At 65.5% G+C, this 23,110-nt stretch carries 17 protein-coding genes; 9 read left to right on the top strand and 8 right to left on the bottom strand.

What is annotated here, in order from left to right; genetic code table 11:
• Nucleotides 1–47 precede the first annotated feature (47 nt).
• A complete protein-coding gene (locus tag LPA41_RS17295) occupies nucleotides 48–1,736 on the top strand; it encodes a recombinase family protein (RefSeq protein ID WP_229071449.1) in 1,689 nt (562 codons plus the stop codon).
• An 824-nt stretch (nucleotides 1,737–2,560) separates the two neighbouring features.
• On the opposite strand, the gene LPA41_RS17290 is transcribed toward LPA41_RS17295, so the two are convergent.
• Both LPA41_RS17290 and LPA41_RS17285 read right to left on the bottom strand, forming a co-directional pair.
• The gene (locus LPA41_RS17290; protein WP_229071446.1) at nucleotides 2,561–4,060 is read right to left on the bottom strand and encodes a DUF6119 family protein; all 1,500 of its coding nucleotides are present in this window, start codon (nucleotides 4,058–4,060) and stop codon (nucleotides 2,561–2,563) included.
• A gap of 249 nt (nucleotides 4,061–4,309) precedes the next feature.
• Nucleotides 4,310–4,618 (bottom strand): hypothetical protein, encoded by a 309-nt coding sequence (locus LPA41_RS17285; RefSeq protein ID WP_229071445.1) that lies wholly within the window; start codon nucleotides 4,616–4,618, stop codon nucleotides 4,310–4,312.
• Nucleotides 4,619–4,693: 75 nt separating this feature from the next.
• Between LPA41_RS17285 and LPA41_RS17280 the strand changes: the two genes are divergently transcribed.
• The gene (locus LPA41_RS17280) at nucleotides 4,694–5,290 is read left to right on the top strand and encodes a recombinase family protein (RefSeq protein WP_229071444.1); all 597 of its coding nucleotides are present in this window, start codon (nucleotides 4,694–4,696) and stop codon (nucleotides 5,288–5,290) included.
• 13 nt (nucleotides 5,291–5,303) lie between these two features.
• On the opposite strand, the gene LPA41_RS17275 is transcribed toward LPA41_RS17280, so the two are convergent.
• Both LPA41_RS17275 and LPA41_RS17270 read right to left on the bottom strand, forming a co-directional pair.
• Nucleotides 5,304–8,966 (bottom strand): hypothetical protein, encoded by a 3,663-nt coding sequence (locus LPA41_RS17275; RefSeq protein ID WP_229071443.1) that lies wholly within the window; start codon nucleotides 8,964–8,966, stop codon nucleotides 5,304–5,306.
• A 334-nt stretch (nucleotides 8,967–9,300) separates the two neighbouring features.
• Nucleotides 9,301–9,561 (bottom strand): mycoredoxin, encoded by a 261-nt coding sequence (locus tag LPA41_RS17270; RefSeq protein WP_229071442.1) that lies wholly within the window; start codon nucleotides 9,559–9,561, stop codon nucleotides 9,301–9,303.
• An 82-nt stretch (nucleotides 9,562–9,643) separates the two neighbouring features.
• Here LPA41_RS17270 and LPA41_RS17265 point away from each other — a divergent pair, with 82 nt between their 5' ends.
• The 3 genes from LPA41_RS17265 (at nucleotide 9,644) to LPA41_RS17255 (ending at nucleotide 12,688) form a co-directional block, all read left to right on the top strand.
• Nucleotides 9,644–11,791 carry an ATP-dependent DNA helicase UvrD2 gene (locus LPA41_RS17265; RefSeq protein WP_229071441.1) on the top strand — a complete coding sequence of 716 codons (2,148 nt, stop codon included), beginning with the start codon at nucleotides 9,644–9,646 and terminating at the stop codon, nucleotides 11,789–11,791.
• A 131-nt stretch (nucleotides 11,792–11,922) separates the two neighbouring features.
• On the top strand, nucleotides 11,923–12,186 hold the full coding sequence (locus LPA41_RS17260; RefSeq protein ID WP_229071439.1) for a hypothetical protein: 264 nt from the start codon (nucleotides 11,923–11,925) through the stop codon (nucleotides 12,184–12,186).
• Between the two features lie 139 nt (nucleotides 12,187–12,325).
• Nucleotides 12,326–12,688 carry a WhiB family transcriptional regulator gene (locus LPA41_RS17255; RefSeq protein ID WP_229071437.1) on the top strand — a complete coding sequence of 121 codons (363 nt, stop codon included), beginning with the start codon at nucleotides 12,326–12,328 and terminating at the stop codon, nucleotides 12,686–12,688.
• A 373-nt stretch (nucleotides 12,689–13,061) separates the two neighbouring features.
• Here LPA41_RS17255 and LPA41_RS17250 read toward each other — a convergent pair whose 3' ends face one another.
• The 3 genes from LPA41_RS17250 to LPA41_RS17240 form a co-directional block, all read right to left on the bottom strand.
• The gene (locus tag LPA41_RS17250) at nucleotides 13,062–14,414 is read right to left on the bottom strand and encodes an AarF/ABC1/UbiB kinase family protein (RefSeq protein ID WP_229071435.1); all 1,353 of its coding nucleotides are present in this window, start codon (nucleotides 14,412–14,414) and stop codon (nucleotides 13,062–13,064) included.
• 27 nt (nucleotides 14,415–14,441) lie between these two features.
• Nucleotides 14,442–15,563 (bottom strand): hypothetical protein, encoded by a 1,122-nt coding sequence (locus tag LPA41_RS17245; protein ID WP_229071433.1) that lies wholly within the window; start codon nucleotides 15,561–15,563, stop codon nucleotides 14,442–14,444.
• Between the two features lie 217 nt (nucleotides 15,564–15,780).
• Nucleotides 15,781–15,942: a DUF5679 domain-containing protein gene (locus tag LPA41_RS17240; protein ID WP_172890699.1), complete on the bottom strand. Its 162-nt coding sequence runs from the start codon at nucleotides 15,940–15,942 to the stop codon at nucleotides 15,781–15,783.
• A 470-nt stretch (nucleotides 15,943–16,412) separates the two neighbouring features.
• On the opposite strand from LPA41_RS17240, the gene LPA41_RS17235 reads away from it, so the two are divergent.
• Together LPA41_RS17235 and LPA41_RS17230 are read left to right on the top strand one after the other, a co-directional pair.
• On the top strand, nucleotides 16,413–16,949 hold the full coding sequence (locus LPA41_RS17235) for a M48 family metallopeptidase (RefSeq protein ID WP_229071431.1): 537 nt from the start codon (nucleotides 16,413–16,415) through the stop codon (nucleotides 16,947–16,949).
• A gap of 10 nt (nucleotides 16,950–16,959) precedes the next feature.
• Complete coding sequence (locus tag LPA41_RS17230; protein WP_229071429.1) at nucleotides 16,960–17,556, top strand: hypothetical protein; 597 nt, start codon at nucleotides 16,960–16,962, stop codon at nucleotides 17,554–17,556.
• A 15-nt stretch (nucleotides 17,557–17,571) separates the two neighbouring features.
• Here LPA41_RS17230 and LPA41_RS17225 read toward each other — a convergent pair whose 3' ends face one another.
• Nucleotides 17,572–18,849 (bottom strand): zinc-dependent metalloprotease, encoded by a 1,278-nt coding sequence (locus LPA41_RS17225; RefSeq protein ID WP_229071427.1) that lies wholly within the window; start codon nucleotides 18,847–18,849, stop codon nucleotides 17,572–17,574.
• Between the two features lie 90 nt (nucleotides 18,850–18,939).
• Between LPA41_RS17225 and LPA41_RS17220 the strand changes: the two genes are divergently transcribed.
• Nucleotides 18,940–19,968 carry a PDZ domain-containing protein gene (locus LPA41_RS17220; protein ID WP_229071425.1) on the top strand — a complete coding sequence of 343 codons (1,029 nt, stop codon included), beginning with the start codon at nucleotides 18,940–18,942 and terminating at the stop codon, nucleotides 19,966–19,968.
• A gap of 104 nt (nucleotides 19,969–20,072) precedes the next feature.
• The gene (locus tag LPA41_RS17215) at nucleotides 20,073–23,066 is read left to right on the top strand and encodes a UPF0182 family protein (RefSeq protein ID WP_229071422.1); all 2,994 of its coding nucleotides are present in this window, start codon (nucleotides 20,073–20,075) and stop codon (nucleotides 23,064–23,066) included.
• Nucleotides 23,067–23,110: the final 44 nt, after the last annotated feature.

Here is a 23,110-nt window from a genome sequence, read left to right as displayed (position 1 = left end):
CCCCTCTGGTTGATTGAGTGGATCAGCCAGGCATGGGGGAGGAACCGATGAACCAACCCAGGGCCTTGGGTGTCGTCCGGCTCTCAGTCTCGAACGAGAACCAGACAGGTGAAGAGACGCAGCGGAAGCGTATCGCCAAGCGCGCCGACAGCGAGGAGATGGAACTGGTCGGTTGGGCGACCGACATCGACGTGTCCGGCTCTACGTCGCCGTGGATGCGTCCTTCGCTCGGTGACTGGCTCACAAACCGTCGGGACGAGTTCGACCACATCATCGTCTTGAAGATCGACCGGATCGCTCGGTCGGTTCGTCACCTCACTGAGCTGATGGAGTGGTGCGAGGCCAACGGGAAGGGCCTGATCTCGTGCGAGGAGGGCTTCGATCTCTCCAAGCCGTGGGGCAAGGTGGTCGTCCAGATTCTCGCCGTTGTGGCAGAAGCTGAGCTGGATGCGATCACCGCTCGAATCAGGGCGTCACGCGAGGCCATGCGGAGACAGGGGCGTTGGCCTGGTGGCCTGGTCCCCTTCGGCCGACGAGCCGTCAAGGGCTCGGACGGTTTCAGACTGGAGCTGGATCCCGAGTACGGACCTGTCCTCAAGGAGATGATCCGACGGTTCATCGAGAAGCCCAGCTTTTCCGGGGTGGCGCAGTGGCTCAACGACCAGGGAATGCCCACCGTCCAGGACATCGCCCGCATGCGGTCGGCCAAGGGCGAGAGCACAACGCGTTTGGTGGCTCCTGAAGCGAGGGGGAGGAAGTGGCTCCCGACTGCGGTGCAGTCGGTCCTCACCAACCGATCCTTGCTTGGCGAGTACCAGACGGCAGACGGCTCCGTTCTTCGCGGTGACGACGGCTCCTCCATCATGAGGTCACGACCGGTCCTTGAGCCTGAAGAGTGGGCGATTCTCCAGGACGCTGTGAACTCCGTGAAGTACAAGAAGCCGCGAGGGTCATCCTCGCCGCTGTTGGGCGTCACGTTCTGCCTCACGTGTGGAAGCCCCCTCTACTTCACGAAGGAGGAGCCGGCCCGTAGCAGGAAGGCCCGGTATCGGTGCCATGGGAACAAGAGCATCGGACAGCCGCCCTGCAAGGGCACGGCGGTGACCGCAGAGCGCCTGTACCCATGGTTGGAGGAGGTGCTTCTTCTCCAGATCGGGGACATGGAGGTCATGGAGTCGGTGACCAGGGTCGCCGACGATGAGCGCTCCAGGAAGCTGGCCATCATCGATGGGGAGATGAACCAGCTGACGAAGGAACTGCAGGCTGGTCGCCTCGAAGCGGTCGCCTTCAGCTCGCAGGTCACCAGACTGGCAAGCGACAGGGAACTGGTTCTGAAGTCGGGCGAAGCCAAGCCTGTGACCGAGTGGATCCCGACCGGCGAAACCTACAGCGCATGGTGGAACCGCTCGACGGTGGAGGAACGCAGGGAGTTCCTGATCAGGCGTGGAGTTAAGGTTTTCGCCGGAATGGGCTTGCTCGTGATCACCCCTGGCGACTTGCTCGGATACCTCCAGGAACGTCAAGCGATCAGCTTCGGTGGCTTGCCCGCCGAAGCCTTCGGCAAGCCACAGGTCTGGTGGGACCGAGGCGATCACGAGGATGTCGAAGAGGCGAAGGCGAAGCTCTACGCCTCGGGCTTCTTCTCCCGATTCTTCGGAGATGTCCCGGCCGGTGCACCTCGTGCTATTGCAGAGTTGAGCGACAACCTATGGATCCCTCGACACGAAGGTTCATGACGAGGACCACACTCCAGGGCAGCCGGAAATGCGGCTGAGGACGCATGAGTTGACCTAGATCAACTACCGGCATCGTAAGGCGGCTGAGAGCCATGCTCAGCCGCCTTTTCGGTGCCTTTGGTCCGAGCCTGCGCCGTGGCGTTGGCTGCTTCTACGGGCCGTAGGGGATGCCTGAGAGTCATAGGAGGGTGAGCGCGAGGTTGGCGATCTACTTTGGTGATGGCGTTACGTGGGCTGGTGTCGCCCAGAACGAGTTTCAGCGGTTTGGCCAAGACCCGAACCATCAGCGTCCGGTTCGGTTGCACTACCTGGCCATGGGCTACGCGAACTTGATCGGGCATGCGGAGTTCAGCAGTGGTCGGCTCGAGTGGATGCTGGCGGATAAGGACGGCAAGCCGGCGAGCGCGACGGGCGTGTCCCAGGCCATCAGGCGAGCCAAGGAACTTGGCTTGCTGCACGACGAGTCGGGCGCTCGGTGCTTGGTGCTTCCTGAGAACCAGTTCCAGCGAAGCGGTGGTCGAGGCGGCAGGGCGTGTCGGACACATGGGGTAGGAAGGATGTAAGCGGGCGCCCCGTGTGCAGTTTTTCGACGGGAGCGCAAAGCTGTTTCGCTCTTAGAGCAAGCTGCATGCCCATCTACCTGGGGAAACGCAGATTCTCTCTTATATCTAGTTCGGCGAAAAAAAAGTAGCCGAGATCAGAGATGTAGCCTGCGGCATGTGTTGACGAGCCCGCGTGGTTCCTAGGGCTGGGGCGCCTTGGTTCATCTCTTACACGTCTGCGTAGTCGAACGCTCTCACCAGCCAGGCGATCTAGCGCCGATCTTAGACACGCAGGGAAAACTTCAGCTTCGGCTCAATCTTCAAGTCGCGACACCTTCGTGCCCAAGCATCGATCTTTTGCTTCAAGATGATAGAGCCGGTTTGAGATATTCGAGTAGGAACGCTTACTGTCTTAAATCCAAACCATAGGCAATAACTCATTACCTCTTGATCGAGCTTCTTGATATTTGCGTTGTTGCGCAAAATCTCTAAGACATTGCTAGCTTGATCGCAAACATAACCAAGCTTCTGCGCGGTGCCGAACTTTACTGCATACACCACGCCGCTTCTGTAGAGATCCCACGCCTCGACCGGTACGGACATTAACGTCACGATCTTAGTAAAATCCTTGTCGGCGTTTAGATAGCCGTGATTCTTGACGACATCTGAGTCGTTGAACTCGCCCTCGGTTTTCGCGATACTTTGAAGGTCTAGTTCGGTTGCCTCGATAGTGATTGAATCGATGGAGGAATCTAATTGGTCAACGTAATCTTCATTGAAACGCACCCATCTTCCTTGCGCGAGCATGACGTTCTCGCCATCCACCACGAACTCGATCGCGTCTCCAAGTGCCTTGGTGTATGGCTTGCGATCTTCCGCCTCAACCTTGATTTTGATGTCAAGTACGTCCTCACGAGGGATTCGTTCAGAGGTTATGTACTGCCGCAGGTCGGCGACATCGAGTTCGCGCTCGCCGAGAAACTCACGCTTCTTACCGCGAAGCGATAACGTGTAGCGCTCGTGTCCAGTGAATACAAAGTCAACACCCACTAGATCATGCATGTCGTGCGAGAACTCTGCTGCACTGTCATCGTCAAGGATGGCGTCAAGCAGCGCTTCGTTGTAGGTGCGTAACTCTTCTTCATCGCGGATCACTGTGGTGCGCGGAAGCTTGAAGTTCTCGTCCTGCTTCAACAATTCGACAACCTCGTTGAGGAGCGAGCCGATCTGATCCTTGGTCATCGGGACATTGAGAAGGGCTGACGAGCCAAACTTTCCAACCTGGCCGAATCTCTTCCTTGCTTCTCCGTGGATTGTCGTTCGAAGGTAGTCGACAGACTCCCCGCTTTCTATGTCGAGCGGTGAGTTGCGCGTGTAGCTTCTGATCTCCTTGCGCTTTCGGCCGGCGAATCTCTTTGACCCAGTCTGCTTGATGTCGCCTTCGGTGCCGATCCTTTTGGCCATCTCGATGCCAAAGTCGTGGTCACAGTGTTGGCGAACATAGAAGTGGCTCTTGCCATACGTCAGCACGAAGCAGTGATCGCTCTTAGAGAACACGTAAGCCGCAAAGTAGATGAGGTTGCTGGGTTCCTTCCCTTTGAAGAAGTCGCTGAAGGTCTCAACCCAAGGAATCGGGTTCGGCTCTTCGTTTTGCGAGAAGTAGAATTTCGCTTCCCATCCGTCTTGTTGGTCCTGGGCCAGTACTTCAAGGCCTACCGTTTCGAACTTCTCTTCAAGCGCCGCGAGATTATCAGGGGGAACAGAGAAGATGTTGATCTTCATTCGCCACGCGATCCCTTCCCGATGAAAGCCGATGGAGGCGTCAGCGGAGCTGCGAGGCTGCGAGATTTGAAGTAAAAGTAGGTCTGGCGGATTCACGGAGTCAAGGGGTCGGAATTTGCTTGCGCGTGGGACTGGTTCTACCGACCTTCGCTCGGGCGGTGATCAAGTCTTCGCCGTGTGGTCTCCAGACGGCTCTTAAACCGTGGCAAGATTTTGGGTGCTATCACCCGCCGGTTCTCAATTCGATGCTCAGGGGGTCATATCCCCCTCCTGCTTCGGCGGCGGGGCGCCTTCCGGCTTGCCTGGCAGCTCTGCACGCTTCATGTGTTGAACGGCGTGGGGTGGAACCTCGATGCCGAGGCAGAGGTTGGCTGCAAACCATCGGTCTACGGTCAGCGTCGGGGCTTTTGCCAGCTGGCGCTTGATCCACTCTTCCCTCTTGAACACATGTCTGGACAACGAGGCGAGCACAAGCGATCTCAGACGTGAGCCATCCTTGGCTTGCTCAAAAACGAAGGGTTCTGAGATGGCAAGCGCGGAGCCGGGTTCGGTGCCCAAGTGTTAACCAAAACCCGTCTCAAAAGCTGTCTCAGACGCTTGTTGTTTTGAGACGAGTTATGAGACAGTTTTTTCATGATCAAGAACCACGCGAATGGCCAGCTCATCGGTTACGCCAGAGTCTCCACCGACTCGCAGGACGCCCAGCTGCAGCGGCATGCGTTCAACGAGGTTGGCTGCGCCAGGCTGTTCGAGGACAAGGCCAGCGGAAAGAACGCCGACCGCGCGGGCTTGACCGCTGCTCTTGACTACGCGCGGTCCGGGGACACCCTGTGTGTCTGGAAGCTCGACCGCCTTGGACGATCGGTCAAGGACGTGCTGACGATCGCGGACGATTTGCACGGGCGTGGCGTGGGGCTCCGTATCCTCACGGGCAAACTCGCGGGCAACTACACGCCGACGGGTGAGGGCAAGTTCTTTTTCACGATGATGGCCGCGTTCGCCGAGCTAGAGCGCGACATCATCCGCGAAAGGACGCGGGCTGGGCTTGAGGCGGCCAGGGCCCAGGGGCGAACAGGTGGCCGGCCGTCGGTTATGAACGACGACATCCTTGTTGTTGCCCGCGCTCGGCAAGCCAAGGGCGAGAGCGTCAACTCGATCGCCAAGGCGCTCGGCATCTCTAGGGCGACCCTGCACCGGCACTTGGCGGGAGCTGACTCCAACTCGGTTTGATCGATCTAGCGGGCTAACCGTCAAGTCCTTCTAAGAAGCGCCTCGCTTCCTCATCGTTACGTCGACCATCTTCGCGGTAGGACTCCGCAACTGACCTCAAGGCACTAGCTGTTCGAGGATGCGATGCCTGTATAGCTTCTGCCCATTGATCGTAAGTTTCCGCCAGATCGTATTCCTGTACTCCGCCGTCTGTTAGGCCACGCCAAGTAACGCCTCGTTTGTTGTACAAGCCGATCGTGAAGCCACGTTCTAGCCGATCGCTAGAGGCGGTTTCTAGAATCTCGCGCACGGCCAGGGTAGGAAATGTGCCGTCAGGGTCCTCTGGCGAGTGGGCGAAGACTCCGCCGATTTGTAACTCACCAACTTCAAGGCGGTCGGAAGCGACCAGCAAGGACCGCGCTTGATCGAGCCACTCACGAAGCGCGTCTGCGTTGACGACGCCGTCCTCCTGAGTGCCAGGTATCGTCTGCCAATCGTGGAGAAGGCGGTAAGCCTTCGTCGCGAGATCCTGGGCGACGCGAGGAACGTCAGAGCTTGTCGAGTTCGCGGGTTTGAAGGCCAGCTCGACGAGTTGCACGAAGGAGCCCGGGTCACGTGAGATCAGCCGTTCGAGAGACGGTGTTCTGGTATCGAACTGAAGTGCCGGCAGGTACTTCCATTCGAGGGTGGCGACCTTATCTTCGTCTACCCTACGGACCCTCAAGAACTCCAAGAGTCGCGCAAGGTCGTGCCCAGAAACTCGACTTACCTCGGGATCTTCTGTCGTTCCGAAGCGTTCCAAGGCTTGAATGACTACGTCGACCTCGACACTAACTTCATTAGTGTCGGCATACATGCTCAATGCATCCACTGCAGCTGCGGTGCGGCCATGGAGGATCAACTGCCTCGCTGCCTCGCTGATATCTGCGAAGTCGGCGCCGTGTCCGTATGGAAGAAATTCTTTCCAGTATGCATCATCAACCTCAGTGTCTAGAGTGGAAAGGAGATTCCAAGCTTCTGCGGGGTTGATGACGGTTTGGAGGAGCCGTGCCTGCGTGAGTGGGCGTCCGGCGAATCTTTCCATCCAGGGTCGAATCTTCGCAAGGTCGCCTTCCCCTCGAACACGTGCGAAGCCTTCTCCGAAACGAGCGAGACGTTCGTTTTCGTTGTCGAGGTGTGAAAGCGCCTCGTAGTCATGGGACAGAGTGATATATGCAAGTGCAGAGCCGACTGCTTGTGGAAGTTCTACCGTGCTTGCAAGGCTGGTAACTCCGGCGAACCCTTCGTCCTCTAGGACTTGAGTGATTGCGCTTTCGCGGGCTTGCTTTACGGCCCGTTGGTAAGCTCCGAAGTCTTCACGTACTGAGACGCCGATGTCTGGAGTCCAGTCGTCAAATAGCCAGCGGTACACATCCTTGTCACGCGCCGGCCGGAAGCGTTCGGCGATTGCCGCCAAAGGGTCCAGCCACTGTTCTGTCAGAGACCACTTGGCTTGCGGGTGGCGGCGATGTCTGCGAACGAATTCTTCGATCGCATCCCAGAGCCTCGCCCGAGCGTCGGGGGCTATTTCTTTATGATCGAGCTCTCCAAGAGCCGAGATTAATTCAAGTCGCCATCGATTCGGCATGCGATCGAATAGCGGTACGACTTCGATCCAACGCGTTGGCTCCTGCTTAGCGAGCCGGATAACTCTTTCTGAGAGAGCGTCAACCATATCCGAAAGCTCGCTGTAAGTAACGGACCTGTCGGAATCTGCTGCCCATTCACGAAAGTGTGGTTTATGGGTCTCCATGCCAACTTCAGAAGGGCCCGGCAGCAGGTCAAGGAGCAGCCTCCAGACAACCTCTCTGTGACGAAGAAGCATCGCGTCGATTGTCTTTATGCGGGTGTCGTTGGGTGCGGAGGTTCGCGGATGCCAAGGGCGAAAGATATCTCTGAGGCTCGCGGCGGGGCGGTTGCTGAGTCTGCCTCCGGGATCGATTTCCGCCAGTTGAGCTAAAAGTTCAGCGGCGTAGCCCACATGTTGGTTGGACCATGCCACGCCCTCAAGCGCCCACAGCAGTCCCGTATGAGGACTCCCGGCGCTCCACTCAGAATCATGATCCTGGAAGAGCGCGCGGAGGATTGGTCGTGCTCCCGTAGCTCCTTGGGCTACGGCCCGAAGGAAGACGTCCGGCGCTGCTTCTGCCAGTGAAGGCATCACGTCTTCGATGGACACCCAAAGATCGGCTGAGCCGTCCTCGTTCGCGCGTCCGAGAAGATTCCAGACGACCCGCTCCGCCCACTGACGCGCCGTGCGCCCACCTGGTAGGCGGATATCGTCACCTCGTGCTCCCAGCAAAGCGATGGAACGAGCGAGTCCTCTACGGAGGTCGGTTGAATGCACCCGGGACTTCCCGTGGATCGCAGCCCGCCAGCGTTCGCTTACGGGAAGCTCCAGCCGCGGGTCAATGGAGCCAAGCACGGTCTGAACCGCTAGCTCAAGACGTACTAGGTCGATGTCTTTGACCGCGTACCTTGCACTGCGCCATGACTCGCCGGGAGCGGCAACAGCCCACGTTGCACCGACACGGGTGAAGAGGGGATCGGGCTGGCGTATGACCAGATCGAGCCTCTCCTCTAGCAGGTCGCGGGGGCCTTCCGTGAGGCCTTCCAGGACCTCTACGTCGCCGCTTCTCAGACGGCTCCAGGCTCCGGCGAGCCATGCTCGACGCACAATGCGGTCCGAGAGGTCGCTCGACCACTGCTCAGGGTCAGGTAGGGCGAACTTTGTGGCAACTCGTCGCAGAGCTAGCAAACTCTTGTTTCCTGCGCGAGAAAAGCGCGGGAGGTCCGCTTCGAGAACGCCGGCGTGGCGAAGGGCCTCTTGAAGCGCCCTATGTTCGAGCGACGGTAGTTCGATATGCGCGTCGCCGTCAGTGATAATAAATACAACGTGATGGTTCTCTACCAGTTGGGCTTCGCGATACAGGTGCTCCTCATACGGGAGCAAGATCAGCAAGCTTGTTGACCCGTCTAGCCGTCTAAGGGCGATGCTCTCGTGAACGAGGAGGGAACGGGAGAGCATGGGCTCCGAGGCGTCCTTGGCCTGAGCCATCATTGCGCATGCGGCAAAGGCGAGCCCGTCATCGACGCTGGCAGCTTTGATTAAGGTGCTGCCCACATCCACGGATAGACGTCGGAGCAGGAGGGCCGCCTGATCTTCACGGCCAGCGAGCACAATAGCTTCTGTTAACCTTGGGTCGAAAGTATTAGAGAACCGACGCCACCAGTCTTCGATGGTCGCCACATCGTGAGCGGGCATGCCAAGCAGCTCGGAGAGCCAAACGCGGACCGCTGCGGATTCTTCAAGGGCTTGCTCAATGTCGTCCGCGTCAAGCACGCGCACGTCAGCCCAGACGCCCTCTTTCCGCCGTTTCTGCTCCCAATCCTTCTTCTTCCGCCAGCGGCGGGGCGTCACAAAGACGAAGGTTGTTGTGCTCTTCTCGATTCCTAGCGGATCCGCCGTGCGCGTCTTGTAGTCGTCGGTTGCTTTCCCGGCAGGATCTTCGCTTGTGCCCATTTCCCAGACGCTGAGGCCCTCTGGCACGAAAGGGGTGGCCCGGCCTGCCTGGACGACGCCGTCGTAGCCCGGTAGCCCCACCCCCTCGCCGCCGCGCATTTCTACGCGCTGTACCTGGTCGTTCTCGTGACGCACCAGGCGGCGGATGAGTCTCGGAAGATCGGCTTGCGCAGAGCGTTGGTCTGCCCAGCGTTCTACATCCGTCGCATCCGCTAGGTGCGGCGGCCCTGATCTACCTGGCATGTCCAGCAGGCCTCCTCGCGTCGAGCGTAGGTGACTTCACCTCGCGCTGGCTGTGCTGCTTGCCGGGCCTGCCGGCTACAGATCTCTACGTCATACGCCCAAGCTGCACGGATGGCGAGCATCGCTGAGCGTGTCTCTTACTGAAGGCGAGAGCAGAAAAGCCCCGGCGGTGGCCGGGGCTCTGTCTGGCTTGAAGCAGTCACTTCATCAACGTGAGGTCTATCAGCTACAGAGCGCCTGCCCCGGTGAGGGCCTCCTTGACCTGCACGATCGAGGGGTTAGTCATTACGATCTCGTCGCCGCCGTTGGTGGGAACGATGCGGATCGTGGGCACGGTCTGGTTGCCACCGTTCACGCTGCGCACGAACGCGGCCGAGGCCTCGTCCTGCTCGATGTCCACGACGTCGTAGGCGATGCCCTCCCGATCGAGCTGGCTCTTCAGGCGGTGGCAGTACCCACACCAGGACGTCGAGTACATGGTCAGCATCGGTCAGGCTCCTTCGATCCAGGTCACACGTCGGTGCGGCTGAGAAGCACAACGCCCGCACGGGGTGTCATGATTCCCTACCGTGCTGACTGATGCGGTGCTGGCCGGGCTCGATCCGGAACAGCGGACGGCGGTGACCGCCCCCGCCGGCCCGGTCTGCATCCTGGCCGGCGCCGGCACCGGGAAGACCCGGGCGATCACCCACCGGGTGGCGTACCGGACGTCGACCGGCGAGATCAGCCCCCGGCATGTGCTCGCCGTGACCTTCACGGCCCGGGCCGCCGCCGAGATGCGGGCCCGGCTCACCGCGCTGGGCGCTGGTGGCGTGCAGGCCCGGACGTTCCACGCCGCCGCACTGCGGCAGGTCCGCTACTTCGCGCCCCGGCTGCTCGAGGGCCGGGGCATGCCGGAGCTGATGGAGAGCAAGATCCGCGTGGTGGGTCTGGCGGCCGCGCGGGCCGGCGTGCGCGCCGACCGCGCCGCCGCCCGCGACCTGGCGAGCGAGATCGAGTGGGCCAAGTCGTCGCTGGTGGAACCCGCGGAGTACGCGGTCGCCGCGGCCAAGGCCCTCCGCGAGCCGCCGTTCGAGCCGGCCCGGGTGGCCGAGGTGTTCGCCGCCTACGAGTCGCTCAAGCGCCGCCAGGGCGTGATCGACTTCGAGGACCTGCTGCGCGCCGCGGTCTGGGGCATCGAGGAGCACCCGGACGTGGCGGAACAGATCCGCGCGCAGTACCGGCACTTCGTCGTCGACGAGTACCAGGACGTCAACCCGCTGCAGCAGCGGTTGCTGGAGGCCTGGCTGGGCGGCCGCGACGACGTCACGGTGGTCGGCGATGCCAGCCAGACGATCTACTCGTTCACCGGTGCGACGGCCGGTTACCTGATCGACTTCCCGCGGCGGCGCCGCGACGCCGTGGTGGTCCGGCTGGTCCGCGACTACCGCTCCACGCCGCAGGTGGTGGGGCTTGCCAACGCGGTGATCCGGCAGGCCCGCGGCACCGAGGCGAAGCTGCGCCTGGAGCTGGTCGGCCAGCGGCCGGCCGGGCCGGAGCCGGAACTCAAGATCTTCCCGGACGAGCCGGGGGAGGCCGCCGCGGTGGCGAGACGCTGCCGGGAACTCATCGCGGCGGGCACACCGGCGGCGGAGATCGCGGTGCTCTTCCGGACGAACGCGCAGTCCGAGGCGTACGAGGAGGCGCTCGCCGAGGCCGAGGTGCCCTACGTGGTCCGGGGCGGCGAACGGTTCTTCGAGCGGCCCGAGGTCCGTCAGGCGATGATCGCCCTGCGCGCCGCGGTGCGCTCGATCCCGGGTGAGACGCCGCTGGTCGAGGCGGTCGTGGAGGCGCTTGCCGCAACCGGCTGGAGCCGTACCCAGCCCCCGCCGGGCGGTGCGGCACGCGAGCAGTGGGAGGCGCTCGCCGCGCTTGTCACCCTCGCCGAGGAGTACGCGGCCTCGCCCGACCTGCTGCCGATCGGCGAGGCGGGCCGGGTGCAGCGGGACGTGTCGCTCGCCGCCTTCAACGACGAGCTGGCCCGCCGAGCCGAGCAGCAGCACGCGCCGACGGTCGCCGGGGTCACCCTGGCCTCGCTGCACTCGGCCAAGGGCCTGGAATGGGACGCGGTCTTCCTGGTCGGTCTCGCCGACGGGACACTGCCGACGACGTACGCGAAGACGCCCGACCAGCTCGAGGAGGAGCGCCGGCTGCTCTACGTGGGAGTGACCAGGGCGCGCCAGTGGCTGTGGCTGTCGTACGGGCAGTCCCGCGCCCCCGGCGGCCGGCAGCGCCGCCCGTGCCGGTTCCTGCCGCAGCTGGAACGCTCGGGCGGGTCCTCGTCCACCGTCGACCGGGGTGAGCGGGGCAGTCGGAAACCCGACCGCCGCCGCCCGCAGGTGTCCTCCTGCCGGATCTGCGGCGCCACCCTGCTGGCCGGTGCGGACCGCAAGCTCGGCCGCTGCCAGACCTGTCCGTCGGACCTCGACGAGGACCTGCACCAGCGTCTCCAGGTGTGGCGCGCGAACACCGCCGCGGAACTGAAAGTCCCTGCTTACGTGGTATTCACCGACGCCACTCTGGTGGCTGTGGCGGAGCGCCGCCCGGCGGAGCCCGCACAGTTGCTGGCGATCGCCGGGATCGGCCCGCGCAAGCTGGGCCAGTACGGCGACGCCGTCTTCGCTCTGGTGGCCGGAGCGGACCCCGATGATCTCGCCCGGAAAAACTTCGAAAACTAGTCCGTTAATTCGTTTGCCCTCCGCTGTAGGGCAGGCATAGCCTCAGAACACACCTCAGCGAGCGACCCCGCTCGCCGAGATCAGGACACGAGTGCATGCAGATGGAGGGGGTGGCCGAAATGGAGCTCAACATGACGATTCCGTCGATGCTGCCGGCCGCTGCCTGCGCTCTGCCCGCCACTGTTGTCCCGACCGCTCCGCTGGCTCTGCTGGCGGCCGAGCGGACCGTGGCTCCGTGGGCGCACCAGGCCCCGACCCAGACCGAGCTGGGCAAAGCCGTTCTGGTGCTCGTCGACGGAAACAAGGGGACCACTGGCTTCAGTGGCAACGCCATCTCCCGTAAGCGCTACACGGATGGTGGCAGCGGTGTCCCGCCTCGAGGAAGGCCGGTCTAGTAGACCACCGGCTTACTTCGAGGCCGCGGAACCCGCTAACCCGGGATCCGCGGCCTAATTTTTTTGCCGGCTCACCGGCCGGTGTTCCACCCGTAATGCGATCCAGAAGATCGAGAAAAGAGAGAGGTGACCGGGCTTTATGAGTCTGGCGCTGGCCCCGATCGACGTGACCGTCGAGATCGAGGCGAACCTGCCCTGCCGGAAGTTCGACCCTGACCTCTGGTTCTCCGACGCCCCGGCTCAGCTGGAGCTGGCCAAGTCGCTCTGCGGGGACTGCCCGCTGCGCGTCGAGTGCCTCGCCGGCGCGGTCGAGCGGAGTGAGCCCTGGGGTGTCTGGGGTGGCGAGATCTTCGAGCGTGGCGCCGTGGTCCCGCGCAAGCGGCCCCGTGGCCGTCCGCGCAAGGCCGACGTCGCCCGTGACGCCGAGCTCGCCGTCGAGGTCGAGGAGCGGCTCGCCGCGAACGGCCTGGAGACCCGCAATTCGGTCCGCCTGGCGGCCTGAGAAATGACCACCCTGTCCCTGACCGTGATCGATCAGCGAAAGCCGAGTTCCGAAATGACGTCGAACGTAAGTAACAAGATGAGACTCATCCACGAAGCGCTCTCGAGGGCTCGAATGCCTCAGCCTCAGAGTGACCGTGCACCTGAGGCTTACCGCTCCGCCCGTCGTGTCGCCATGGAGGCCCGCAAGCGGGCAGCTCGCGAACTCGGCGGACTCTGAACCGCACTGAACAGAAGGCCCGTCCGCCGTTGCGGACGGGCCTTCTCCGGTTCCATCCCGCCGCGCCCTGCCGGTGCTTCTTCCCGGCCTTACTTCTTTCGGCTGGTGCTTCTCCCAGCCCTTACTTCTCCTCGGCCGGGGCTTCTCCCCGGCCCTACTTCTCCTCGGCCGGGGCAAATCCCGGCAGCCACTCCTCGAGGATCTCGCGGTAGGCCGCCTCGGCCTCGAGCTGGCTGAGCACGCCGATCGAGCCCAGCGTCACCCGGTGGATCAGCAGGTAGGACGGCGGCAGGTTGAGCTTGCGGCTGAGCTGGTAGGCGGGCGATTTCGGGCTGGCCAGCCGGGTAGCCTCACCGCGCAGCCAAGCACGCGTGAACCGGAACCGGTCCACCGCGACCGGCTCGATCATCGGCAGCAGGAACGTCAGGACCGCCTCCGCGTCGATCTCCTCGTCCGGCTTGATGAAACCCTCGTCCTTCAGCCCGTCGACCACCGCCTGCGCCTGGCCGTCCAGGGCCAGCCGGACCAGCCGGCCGATCGGCTCCGGATGGCCGTCGGGCAGCCGGGCGACCGCGCCGAAATCGATCACTCCGAGCCGCCCGTCGGCAAGGATCCGGAAGTTGCCGGGGTGCGGATCGGCGTGCAGCAGCCCGGCCCGGGCCGGCGCCGAGAAGTGCAGGATCGCCATGAGGCGGCCGGCCTCGTCGCGCTCCTGGACGGTGCCGGAGGCGATCACGTCGGCCAGCGGCCTGCCGTCCACCCACTCGGTGACCAGCACCCGCGGCGCGGACGCCACCACCCGCGGCACGTAGATGTCCGGGTCGTCGTGGAACGCCTCGGCGAAGGCCTGCTGGGTCTGCGCCTCCATCTCGTAGTCGAGCTCCTCGGTGATCCGGTCACGGAGCTCGGCGAGCAGCGGTTTCACGTCAATGCCCGGCTGAATGATCTTGAACATGCCGGCCAGCCGGGAGAGCTGTTTGAGGTCGGCGATCAGCGCGTCGCCGGCGCCCGGGTACTGCACCTTCACGGCGACCGGCAGCAGCTTGGGTTTCGCGTTGCGGCGGGCCGGCGGCAGTTTCCAGACCGCGCGGTGCACCTGGCCGATGCTGGCCGCGGCAGCCGGGCTGTCGTCGAACTCGGCGAACTTGTCCCGCCAGTCCGGGCCGAGCTGCTCGGCCAGGGCCTTGTGCACGTTCGCCACCGGCATCGGCGGCGCTGCTTCCTGCAACTTGGTCAGGGCCTGCCGGTACGGCCCGGCCATCTCGTCGGGCAGGGCCGCCTCGAAGACCGACAGCGCTTGGCCGAACTTCATCGCGCCGCCCTTGAGCTGGCCCAGGACACTGAACAATTGTTCGGCGGTACGTTGCTGGATGTCCGCGGAGATCACGTCGGAGGCGATGCCGACGGCGCGCTTGCCCAGGCCGAGCGCGGTCCGCCCGGCGAAGCCGAGCGGCAGTGCGGCCAGCTTGGCGGTCCGGGAAGCCGCACGGCGGGGTATGTCGGTCACCAGATCATTGTGACCGACGCCGGGCCGCTACTCTGCCCGTCGTCTGGTGGTTTTGGGCTTATGCGGTGAAGGTCGGGTGAAGGTTCCCGTGTGCCGCTGACAGTCACAGGCCGGATGCGGTGGCCAGGTGCGGCGCCGGAACCGGCCGGCTGCCGAGATCTCGACGGCGACACCGAGGGTGTCCGGGATCCGGCCGTCCAGATACGCCAGGATCTCGGCCGTCGCGTACGCCGTGGCGGCCAGCAGGGTGGCGACGGCGCACGGCTCGGCATCCGTGCCGGCCGCGCCCAAGGAGCCCGGCCAGCCGGCGTCCCGGTCCTGCCGGTGCAGGTCGAGGCAGTGCAGGCACGGTGCTCCGGTGGCCGGGACCAGGGGACCGATCACCGCGGCGCCGTCCCGGATGGTGACCGCGAGGTGCGGCTGGCGCCGGCCGGCATGACCGGCGGCGACCAGGGCGGTGGGCTCGTCGTGTGCCAGCTGGACGACCAGGGTGGCGGCGGCCCGGCGGGCGCCGTGCACCTCCGTGCCGGGCGCGGCGCGCAGAATGGCGGCGGTGACCGCGGCGCGGCGTGGGCTGCCGACGTCGCCGGTGCCGAGCGGGCCGCCGGTGACCTCGCCGGGTGCGACGGAACCGGTCAGGTCCGGCTGGACGTGACCGACGCCGGCCTCGGCCAGCGCCACCGCGATCGGGGCGCCGAGTCGCCCGCGGCCGTTGAGCACCACCCGGGCGGACTGCCGCCGGCGCAGCAACCGGGCGGGCGAGGGTGCGTCGCCGGTGACCGGGCCCGGTGGACCGGCCGCACACAGGGCCAGCGCGGCGGCCTCGCCGGTCAGCCGGGCACGGGACGACGCCGGGAGGGCGGTGGGCAGCAGGGTTCCGGCGGGAAGTACGAGGCCGGACTGGTAGAGCAGGTCGAGGATCTCGCGGGCCTCCGCGGGCGGGACGCCCAGTTCGGCCGCGCGCAGCAGGACCAGACGCTCGGAGCGTGCGCCGTCGAGAAGATCGAGGAGCTGGGCGGCCTTGGGATCGGGCAGCCGAAGCAGGACGGCGTGCGCGGGATCGAGGCCGAGCTGCAGCTCCTCCGGGGTCCGCCAGATGCGCGGGAGCCCGGGGATGAGGGTCGGGCGGGGGAGCGGTATCCGGGACATCCTGACAGGGTGTCATCGGCACGATGCGGAGCGGTGATGTTATCCACAGGCGGGCAAGGTCACGGTGCAGGGTTGTCCACAGCCTGAGGCGAGTTATCCACAGGTAGGTGGAGACCGGTCCGGTCTACTCAACGTGGTCGCGCGGACACGGTTACGGCTGTGCCGGCGAAACCGCCGGGGAGGACGACCGTGCGGCCGGCCTCCCCGGACGGGCGGGTCACGCCTTGGCCTTGCCCAGGATCCGGTTCATGGTGGTCCCGCAGACCGGGCACTTGCCCTTCGCCATGTTCATGCCGGTCTTGGAAACTGCCACTTCGCCCTGGAAGTCGCGCTTTTCCTTGCACTTCACGCAGTAGCCGTTGTAAGTGGTGTCGGCCACGGTTCCTCCTCGTCGTGTCGTCGGCCGCTCAGCCCGGTGCCTTGTTCGCGGCTACGGGTGCGAACCTTTCTGCGGCGCTGGACCGCTCGCGGCCACGCGGATGTGGCCACCCGTCCGGGGCGGTCACTTACCCAGGTCAGGTCGGTTCCATGTCAACGCAGTGTCGGCGGTGTCGCCGACGTCGTGAGTGTGCCGGTGCGAAAGGTCCTTTTGGGCCAGATTTGCCGGGACACGCCGACGATTCCCTTCAGAAAGGCATGAAACGGACAACCGGGTCCCTGAGTGGCTGAGTTGAAGATGGTCTAGGTTGACGGATGTCTCAGGTGTTACCGGTGAGGAAAATTTTTTCGGGTATATGCGGCGGAAGCGCGCATTTTCGGAGACGGTCATTGCCCGTACTCTTGCGGTGACCAGGGGCTGGCGGATTAGCGTCTCAACGTGAACCCGAATCTGGGCTGCGCGAGCCGGTAATGGCCGCCCGCACGCGCAAGCCTGTCGTTGAGGTGCGGCGTAGTCAGCGCCGGCGCCGGACAGTGTCCGCGTATCGCGACGGCGAGCGAGTCGTGGTGCTCATCCCGGACCGCTTCTCGCGGGCCGAGGAGACCGAGTGGGTCGAGCGGATGCTCGCCCGGCTGGCCGCCCGCGAGGAACGGCTGCGTTCCACCGACGACGAGTTGCTGGCCCGCGCCCGCCGCCTCACGGCGCGCTACCTCGCCGACCACGCCGACCTGGTACTCCCGGCGAGCGTCCGGTGGGTGACCAACCAGAACGGGCGCTGGGGCTCGTGCACTCCCGACGACGCGACCATCCGGATCTCCCATCGGATCCAGGAGATGCCCGACTGGGTCGTCGACTACGTGGTGCTGCACGAGCTGGCCCACCTGGTCGTTCCCAGCCACAACGCCCGTTTCTGGGAGCTGGTGAGCCGGTTCCCCAAGGCGGAGCGCGCCAGGGGATACCTCGAGGGCGTCTCGGCGGCCGGCAACCTGGAGATGGCCGAGCACTAAGCTCGAGCTCGTGCTGCGCCGTGTGGTGGTGACCCTGCTCGTCCCGGTTCCGTGGAGCCCGCCCGGCGTGGAGCTGAGCGCCTGGCGCGCGGCCCTCGCCGAGGACGTGGTGGATCTGCTCGCGCGTCTCTCCGCGGCCGATGCCGCGATCGCGGCGGCGCCCGGAGACCGGCAGCTGGCCGAGGAGATCGCCTGGCCCGGGATGAAGATCTACGACGTGCCGGCGCCCACCGTGCTGCCGGTGCTGGCCGCCGCCGCGGCGGACGGTTACGACCAGGCGGCGGTGATCGCCGCGGACGCGCCGGACGTGCCCGGCATGACACTCGGCAAGCTGCTCCAGCCGCTGGACAGCCGGCCGGTGGCGGTGGCGTCCGGCGGGCCGGGCGGCGGGCTGCTCGGTGTCGCCACGACCCTGCCCGCCCCGGACTGGCTCGCCGACCACGACCTGGACACCGCGACACCGCAGCGGCTGCGCCGGACCGCCCCGGCACCGGGCGACGTGACCTCGACCGCACCGTGGCGGCGGCTGCGCGGCCCGGCCGAGCTGGCCACGCTGGACCTCGCCCTGGAGGGCTGGGAGAACACCCGAGCCCTCCTGGGCGGTTGACGCCGACGCCGGCGTTTACTTCTCCGTCGGCGTCTCGCCGGTCTCCGGCGGTGTGTCGCCACTCTCCTTCGGGGCGTCGCCGAGGTTGTCCAGCTCGCTGATGTCCCAATCGGTCCGGCCGCGGGCGAACGCCGCCGGGTCGGCGAAGTCCTCGTCGGTGGGCAGCAGGTCGGGGTGGTCCCAGAGCGCGTCGCGACCCGCGGTGCCCCGGTCGGCGGCGACCGCCGTCCAGAGCGCGCCGGCCTCGCGCAGCCGGCGTGGCCGCAGCTCCAGGCCGACCAGGGCGGCGAAGGTCTGCTCCGCGGGGCCACCGGCGGCCCGGCGGCGCCGGAACGCCTCACCCAGCGCGGCCACCGACGGCAGCCGGTCGCCCGCCGCCGCGTCGACCACGTGGCCGACCCAGCCCTCGACCAGCGCGAGCGCGGTCTCGAGGCGGGCCAGGCTGGCCTTCTGCTGCGGCGTGTCCTCGGGGGTGAAGATGCCCTCGAGCGCCATCTGCTGCATCGACTCGGGATCGCTCGGGTCGACGCGGCTCATCGCGTCCTCGATCGCCTCGCGGTTCACGGTGATGCCGTTCGCGTAGGTTTCGACAGCGCTCAGCACGTGCGCCCGCAGCCACGGGACGTGCCCGAAGAGCCGCTGGTGGGCGGCCTCGCGCAAAGCCACGTAGAGGCGGACCTGGTCCTCGGGCAGCTCGAGGCCGGACCCGTACGCCTTGATGTTGGCCGGCACCAGCGCGGCCGTGCCGGCCGGTCCGAGCGGGAGCCCGATGTCACCGGCGGAGAGCACCTCTGCGGCGAGCTGGCCGAAGGCCTGGCCGAGCTGACCGCCGAAGAGGGCGCCGCCGAGGGTGGCGACCATCGACTGCATCGGGCCGAGCTGGGCGCGGGCCTCCTCGGGAACGAGGTCGCCCATCGCGCCCACCATGCGGCCGGCGATCGGCTCGCACAGCTTCTTCCACACGTCGAGGGTGTTGTAGATCCACTCGTTGCGGTTCCACGCGACGGCCTTGTGGATGCCGCTCGGAAGGGCGGTGACCGGGTCGAGCCAGAGGTCGGCGAGCCGCAGAGCCTCCTCGACCTGGTGGCGTTCCAGCATGTTCACCGAGGGGTCGCCGGTCGCGGAGAGCTGGCTGGCGGCGACCTGCCGGGCCAGGTCCCAGTTGACCGGGCCACTGCCGGGCGCGGCGAACATCTGCTGCAGCTGCGCCATGAACTGCTGCATCTGCTGCGGGTCGGAGGGGTCGGGCGGCTGAGCGCCCGGCAGGGAGAAGCCGAACGGGATATCAGGCACGCCCCCAACGGTACGCGCGAAAAGCTCCCAGCGGACCGAGGGAGGTATCAGCTCAGAGAGAACTCAGGGTCGGTGGGTACGCTCACGCGCATGAGACGTCGCGGAGTCACTGTCATCCTCGGCGCCCTGATCACCGCTCTGCTGGCAGCCGGTGTCATGGTCGCACCCCTGCCCTACGTGGTGCTCAAGCCCGGGCCGACGGTCAACACCCTCGGCTCCGAACAGGGTACCGAGGTCATCCAGGTCAAGAAGGGTGACACCTCGACGTCCACCGGGGAGTTGCGTCTCACCACCGTCAACGTGCAGTCGCACGTGGAGCTGGTCTGGGCGATCCAGGGCTGGCTGAGCGGGTCCGACGCGGTCGTCCCCCGTGAGCTGATCTACCCGCCGGACCAGAGCGAGAAGCAGGTCCAGGAGCAGAACGCGCAGGAGTGGAAGCAGTCGCAGACCAGCGCCGAGACAGTCGCGCTGCGCGAGCTGGGCTACCCGGTGCTGACCTACGTGCTCAAGGTCACCGACGGTGGCGCGGCCGACGGCAAGCTGCAGGCCGGCGACCGGATCACCTCCGTCGACGGCACGACGATCGAGCGGCCGTCCCAGGTCACCGACCTGGTCCGGGCCAAGCCCGCCGGCACCACGATGGCCGTCGGCTACCTGCGGGGCGACAAGGCCGGCAGCACCGAGATCACCACGAAGGCCACCGACGGTGACGACACCCCGCGGCTCGGCATCGAGATCGAGACCAAGCAGCCGAACCCGTTCGACATCGAGATCGACCTCGACAAGATCGGCGGGCCGAGCGCCGGTCTGATGTTCTCGCTCGGCATCATCGACAAGCTCAAGCCGGAGGACCTGACCGGCGGCAAGGTCATCGCGGGCACCGGAACCATCGACGACGACGGTAACGTTGGACCCATCGGCGGAATCCCGCAGAAACTCGTGGGAGCCGAGAAAGCCGGCGCCGATCTGTTCCTGGTGCCCAAGGACAACTGCGCGGAGGCGCTTCGCAGCGCGGTGCCCGGCCTGCCCATGGCCGAGGTCGCCACGGTGGACGACGCCCTCGCCGCGCTCACCAGCTTCACCGCCGGCGGGACTCCCAAGCCCTGTACGGCATCGTGAACCCCGCGCCGGTGGTGACGAGTCAGTTCTGCCGCGTATAGAAGTCGGATGCGACATCGTAAGGTGAATCACCGGCCAGACGAAGTGTGGAGCCAACGTTGGTCATGCGTAACAGTCCTCTACCGAGGATGAGCCGGCGCGGTCGCGTCACCGTCGGCGTCCTGGTCGGGGTCTTCATTCTTTTCACGCTGCTCGGATGGGGCATCGACGCGTACACCGACTACCTGTGGTTCTCCGAGGTCTCCTTCACCCAGGTCTTCTCCGGAGTTCTGCTCACCAAGCTGATGCTGTTCCTGGTGATCGGTGCATTGATGGCCCTCGTGGTGGCCGGCAACCTCTATCTGGCGTACCGGCTGCGTCCCCTCCTGCGTCCGCACTCCGCGGAACAGGCCACCCTGGAGCGCTACCGGATGATCCTGGCGCCCCGCCTGGGCACCTGGATCGCCGTGGTGGGCCTCATCGTCGGCTTCTTCGCCGGCCTTTCCGCGCAGGCCCGCTGGGCCGACTGGATGCTGTTCCGCAACGGCGGATCGTTCGGCGTCCAGGACCCGGAACACAAGGTGGACATCTCCTTCTACATCTTCGATTTCCCGCTCCTGCGCTACCTGCTCGGCGTCGGCTTCACCGCTGTGGTGCTGTCGTTGCTGGGCGCGCTCGCCGTGCACTACGTGTTCGGTGGCGTCCGGCTGCAGGGCGTCGGCGACCGGATGACCGCCGCGGCCCGCGCACACCTGACCACCCTGGTGGCGGTCTTCGTGCTGCTCAAAGCCGTGGCCTACATCCTTGACCGCCGCGCGCTGCTGCTCGAGCAGCACGTCTCGCCGGGGCTCTACGGCGCCGGCTACACCGACGTGAACGCGTTGCTGCCGGCCAAGGAGATCCTCGCCTACATCTCCGTGGTGGTGGCGATCGCGATCATCGTGTTCTCCAACGCGGTGATGCGGAACCTGGTCTGGCCGGGCGTCTCGCTGGCGCTGCTGGCCATCTCGGCCGTCGCGATCGGCGGCATCTACCCGCTCGCGGTGCAGAACTTCCAGGTCAAGCCGAGCCTGTCGGAGAAGGAAGCGCCGTACATCAAACGGTCGATCGACGCCACCCGCGGAGCGTTCGCGCTGGACACGACCGAGATCACCCAGTACCGGGCGAGCACCGGCAGCCCACCGCCGAACCTGGCCGGGGACTCCAGTGCGCAGAACGTCCGGGTCATCGACCCGCAGCTGGTCTCGGAAGGCTTCACCCAGTCCCAGCAGTCCCGCGGCTTCTACGACTTCGGCGAGAAGCTGGACGTCGACCGGTACACGGTCGACGGCAAGACCCAGGACTACGTGGTCGGCGCCCGTGAGATCAACGACGAGAAGCTGACCGCGCAGCAGCGCAACTGGCTCAACCGGCACACCGTCTACACCCACGGCTACGGTCTGGTGGCGGCGCCGGCCAACCAGGTCTGCGAGACCGGCCTGCCGTACTTCGTGTCCGGCTCCATCGCCGCCGACGCCCAGAACGAGACCACGCGCAAGTGCGTCACGTCGACCGACGCCCTCGAGGCCGACCAGCCGCGGATCTACTACGGCGAACAGTCCTCCGAGTACGCGATCGTCGGCCAGGTCGACAAGAACAAGAACGTCGAGTTCGACCGGCCGCAGGAGCAGAACAGCGACGCCTCCGAGCTCTACACGTACACCGGCAAGGGTGGCGTGCCGATGGGCTCGTTCTTCAAGCGCGCGGTCTTCGCGATCAAGAACACTGAGAGCAACTTCCTGCTCTCCGACGCGGTCAACGACAACTCCCGGCTGATGTACATCCGCGAACCGCGGGCCCGGGTGGAGAAGGTGGCCCCGTTCCTCACCGTCGACGGCGACCCCTACCCGGCCGTCGTGGACGGGAGAATCGTCTGGATTCTGGACGGTTACACGACCGCGCAGACGTACCCGTACGCCCAGAAGATCAACTTGGCGACGGAAACCCGCGACGAACTGACCGGTCAGGGGTCTTTCGCCCTGGCCCGGGACGACGTCAACTACATGCGCAACTCGGTGAAGGCGACCGTCGACGCCTACGACGGCACCGTCACGCTTTACGAGTTCGACGAGAAGGACCCGGTCCTCAAGGCGTGGAACAAGGCGTTCGGTGGCGACCTCGTCGTGCCGAAGGCGGAGATCCCGGCCGACCTGGCGTCGCACTTCCGCTACCCGGCCGACATGTTCAAGGTCCAGCGGAACCTGCTGACCAAGTTCCACGTCACCGACCCGCGGACGTTCTTCTCCGGCGACGACTTCTGGCAGGTGCCCAACGCGCCTGACGCGCCGCAGAACGGCGTCAAGCAGCCACCGTTCTACCTGAACGTGAAGCTGCCCGAGCAGGACGACACGCGGTTCCAGCTGACCGCGGGACTCACACCGGCAAACCGGGAGAACATGTCCGCCCTGGTGTCCGGCTCCTACATCGACGGGCAACCCAAGCTGGAAATCCTGGAACTGCCCGACGACACGGTCGTGTCCGGACCGGTCCAGGTGCACCAGCGGATGGTCAACAACTCGAACGTCGCGTCCGAGCTGGCACTGCTCAGCCGGCAGGGGCAGGCCACGGTGCTTTACGGCAACCTCATCTCGTTGCCGCTGGAGAAGGACATCCTCTACGTCGAACCGGTCTACGTGCGAAGCAACAGCCAGGCCAACGCGGCCCCGCTGCTGCAGAAGGTCCTGATGTCCTACGGTGACGGCGGCACCTACGTCGTCCTGGAGGACAACCTGACCCAGGGCCTCGAAGCCCTCGCCAAGCTCGGCCAGACCGGCGGCACACCCAGCACCGGCACACCCGGAACACCCGGGCCCACCACGCCGGGCGCCACACCGAGCACGCCCGCGACCCCGCCGCCACCGCCCACCGGCGACCTGGGTGAGGCCGCGGCAGCCGTCGACCAGGCCATCGAGAACCTCCGTGCCGCACAGCAGGCCGGCGACTTCGTGAAGCAGGGCGAGGCCCTCAAGGCCCTCGACGACGCGGTGACCCGTTTCCAGCAGTTGCAGGCCGCCGAGGGCGGCGGCAACGGCACCTCGGCGCCGCCTTCCGTGGCGCCGACGGCAAGCGCCGGAAGCTGATGTGTCCACCGTCTCCGGGAGCCGTTTTGCAGCTCCCGGAGACG

Source organism: Actinoplanes sp. DH11, assembly GCF_020873875.1.
Taxonomy (GTDB): domain Bacteria; phylum Actinomycetota; class Actinomycetes; order Mycobacteriales; family Micromonosporaceae; genus Actinoplanes.
The sequence above is the reverse complement of the archived record's forward strand: the minus strand, read 5'-3'. Positions and strand labels throughout refer to the sequence as shown.

Excerpts from the sequence above, each read along its gene's own strand:
- LPA41_RS17295 (WP_229071449.1), top strand. The coding sequence starts at position 48 with ATGAACCAACCCAGGGCCTTGGGTGTCGTCCGGCTCTCAGTCTCGAAC.
- LPA41_RS17290 (WP_229071446.1), bottom strand. The coding sequence starts at position 4,060 with ATGAAGATCAACATCTTCTCTGTTCCCCCTGATAATCTCGCGGCGCTT.
- LPA41_RS17280 (WP_229071444.1), top strand. The coding sequence starts at position 4,694 with ATGATCAAGAACCACGCGAATGGCCAGCTCATCGGTTACGCCAGAGTC.
- LPA41_RS17270 (WP_229071442.1), bottom strand. The coding sequence starts at position 9,561 with ATGCTGACCATGTACTCGACGTCCTGGTGTGGGTACTGCCACCGCCTG.
- LPA41_RS17260 (WP_229071439.1), top strand. The coding sequence starts at position 11,923 with ATGACGATTCCGTCGATGCTGCCGGCCGCTGCCTGCGCTCTGCCCGCC.
- LPA41_RS17255 (WP_229071437.1), top strand. The coding sequence starts at position 12,326 with ATGAGTCTGGCGCTGGCCCCGATCGACGTGACCGTCGAGATCGAGGCG.
- LPA41_RS17245 (WP_229071433.1), bottom strand. The coding sequence starts at position 15,563 with ATGTCCCGGATACCGCTCCCCCGCCCGACCCTCATCCCCGGGCTCCCG.
- LPA41_RS17235 (WP_229071431.1), top strand. The coding sequence starts at position 16,413 with ATGGCCGCCCGCACGCGCAAGCCTGTCGTTGAGGTGCGGCGTAGTCAG.
- LPA41_RS17220 (WP_229071425.1), top strand. The coding sequence starts at position 18,940 with ATGAGACGTCGCGGAGTCACTGTCATCCTCGGCGCCCTGATCACCGCT.
- LPA41_RS17215 (WP_229071422.1), top strand. The coding sequence starts at position 20,073 with ATGCGTAACAGTCCTCTACCGAGGATGAGCCGGCGCGGTCGCGTCACC.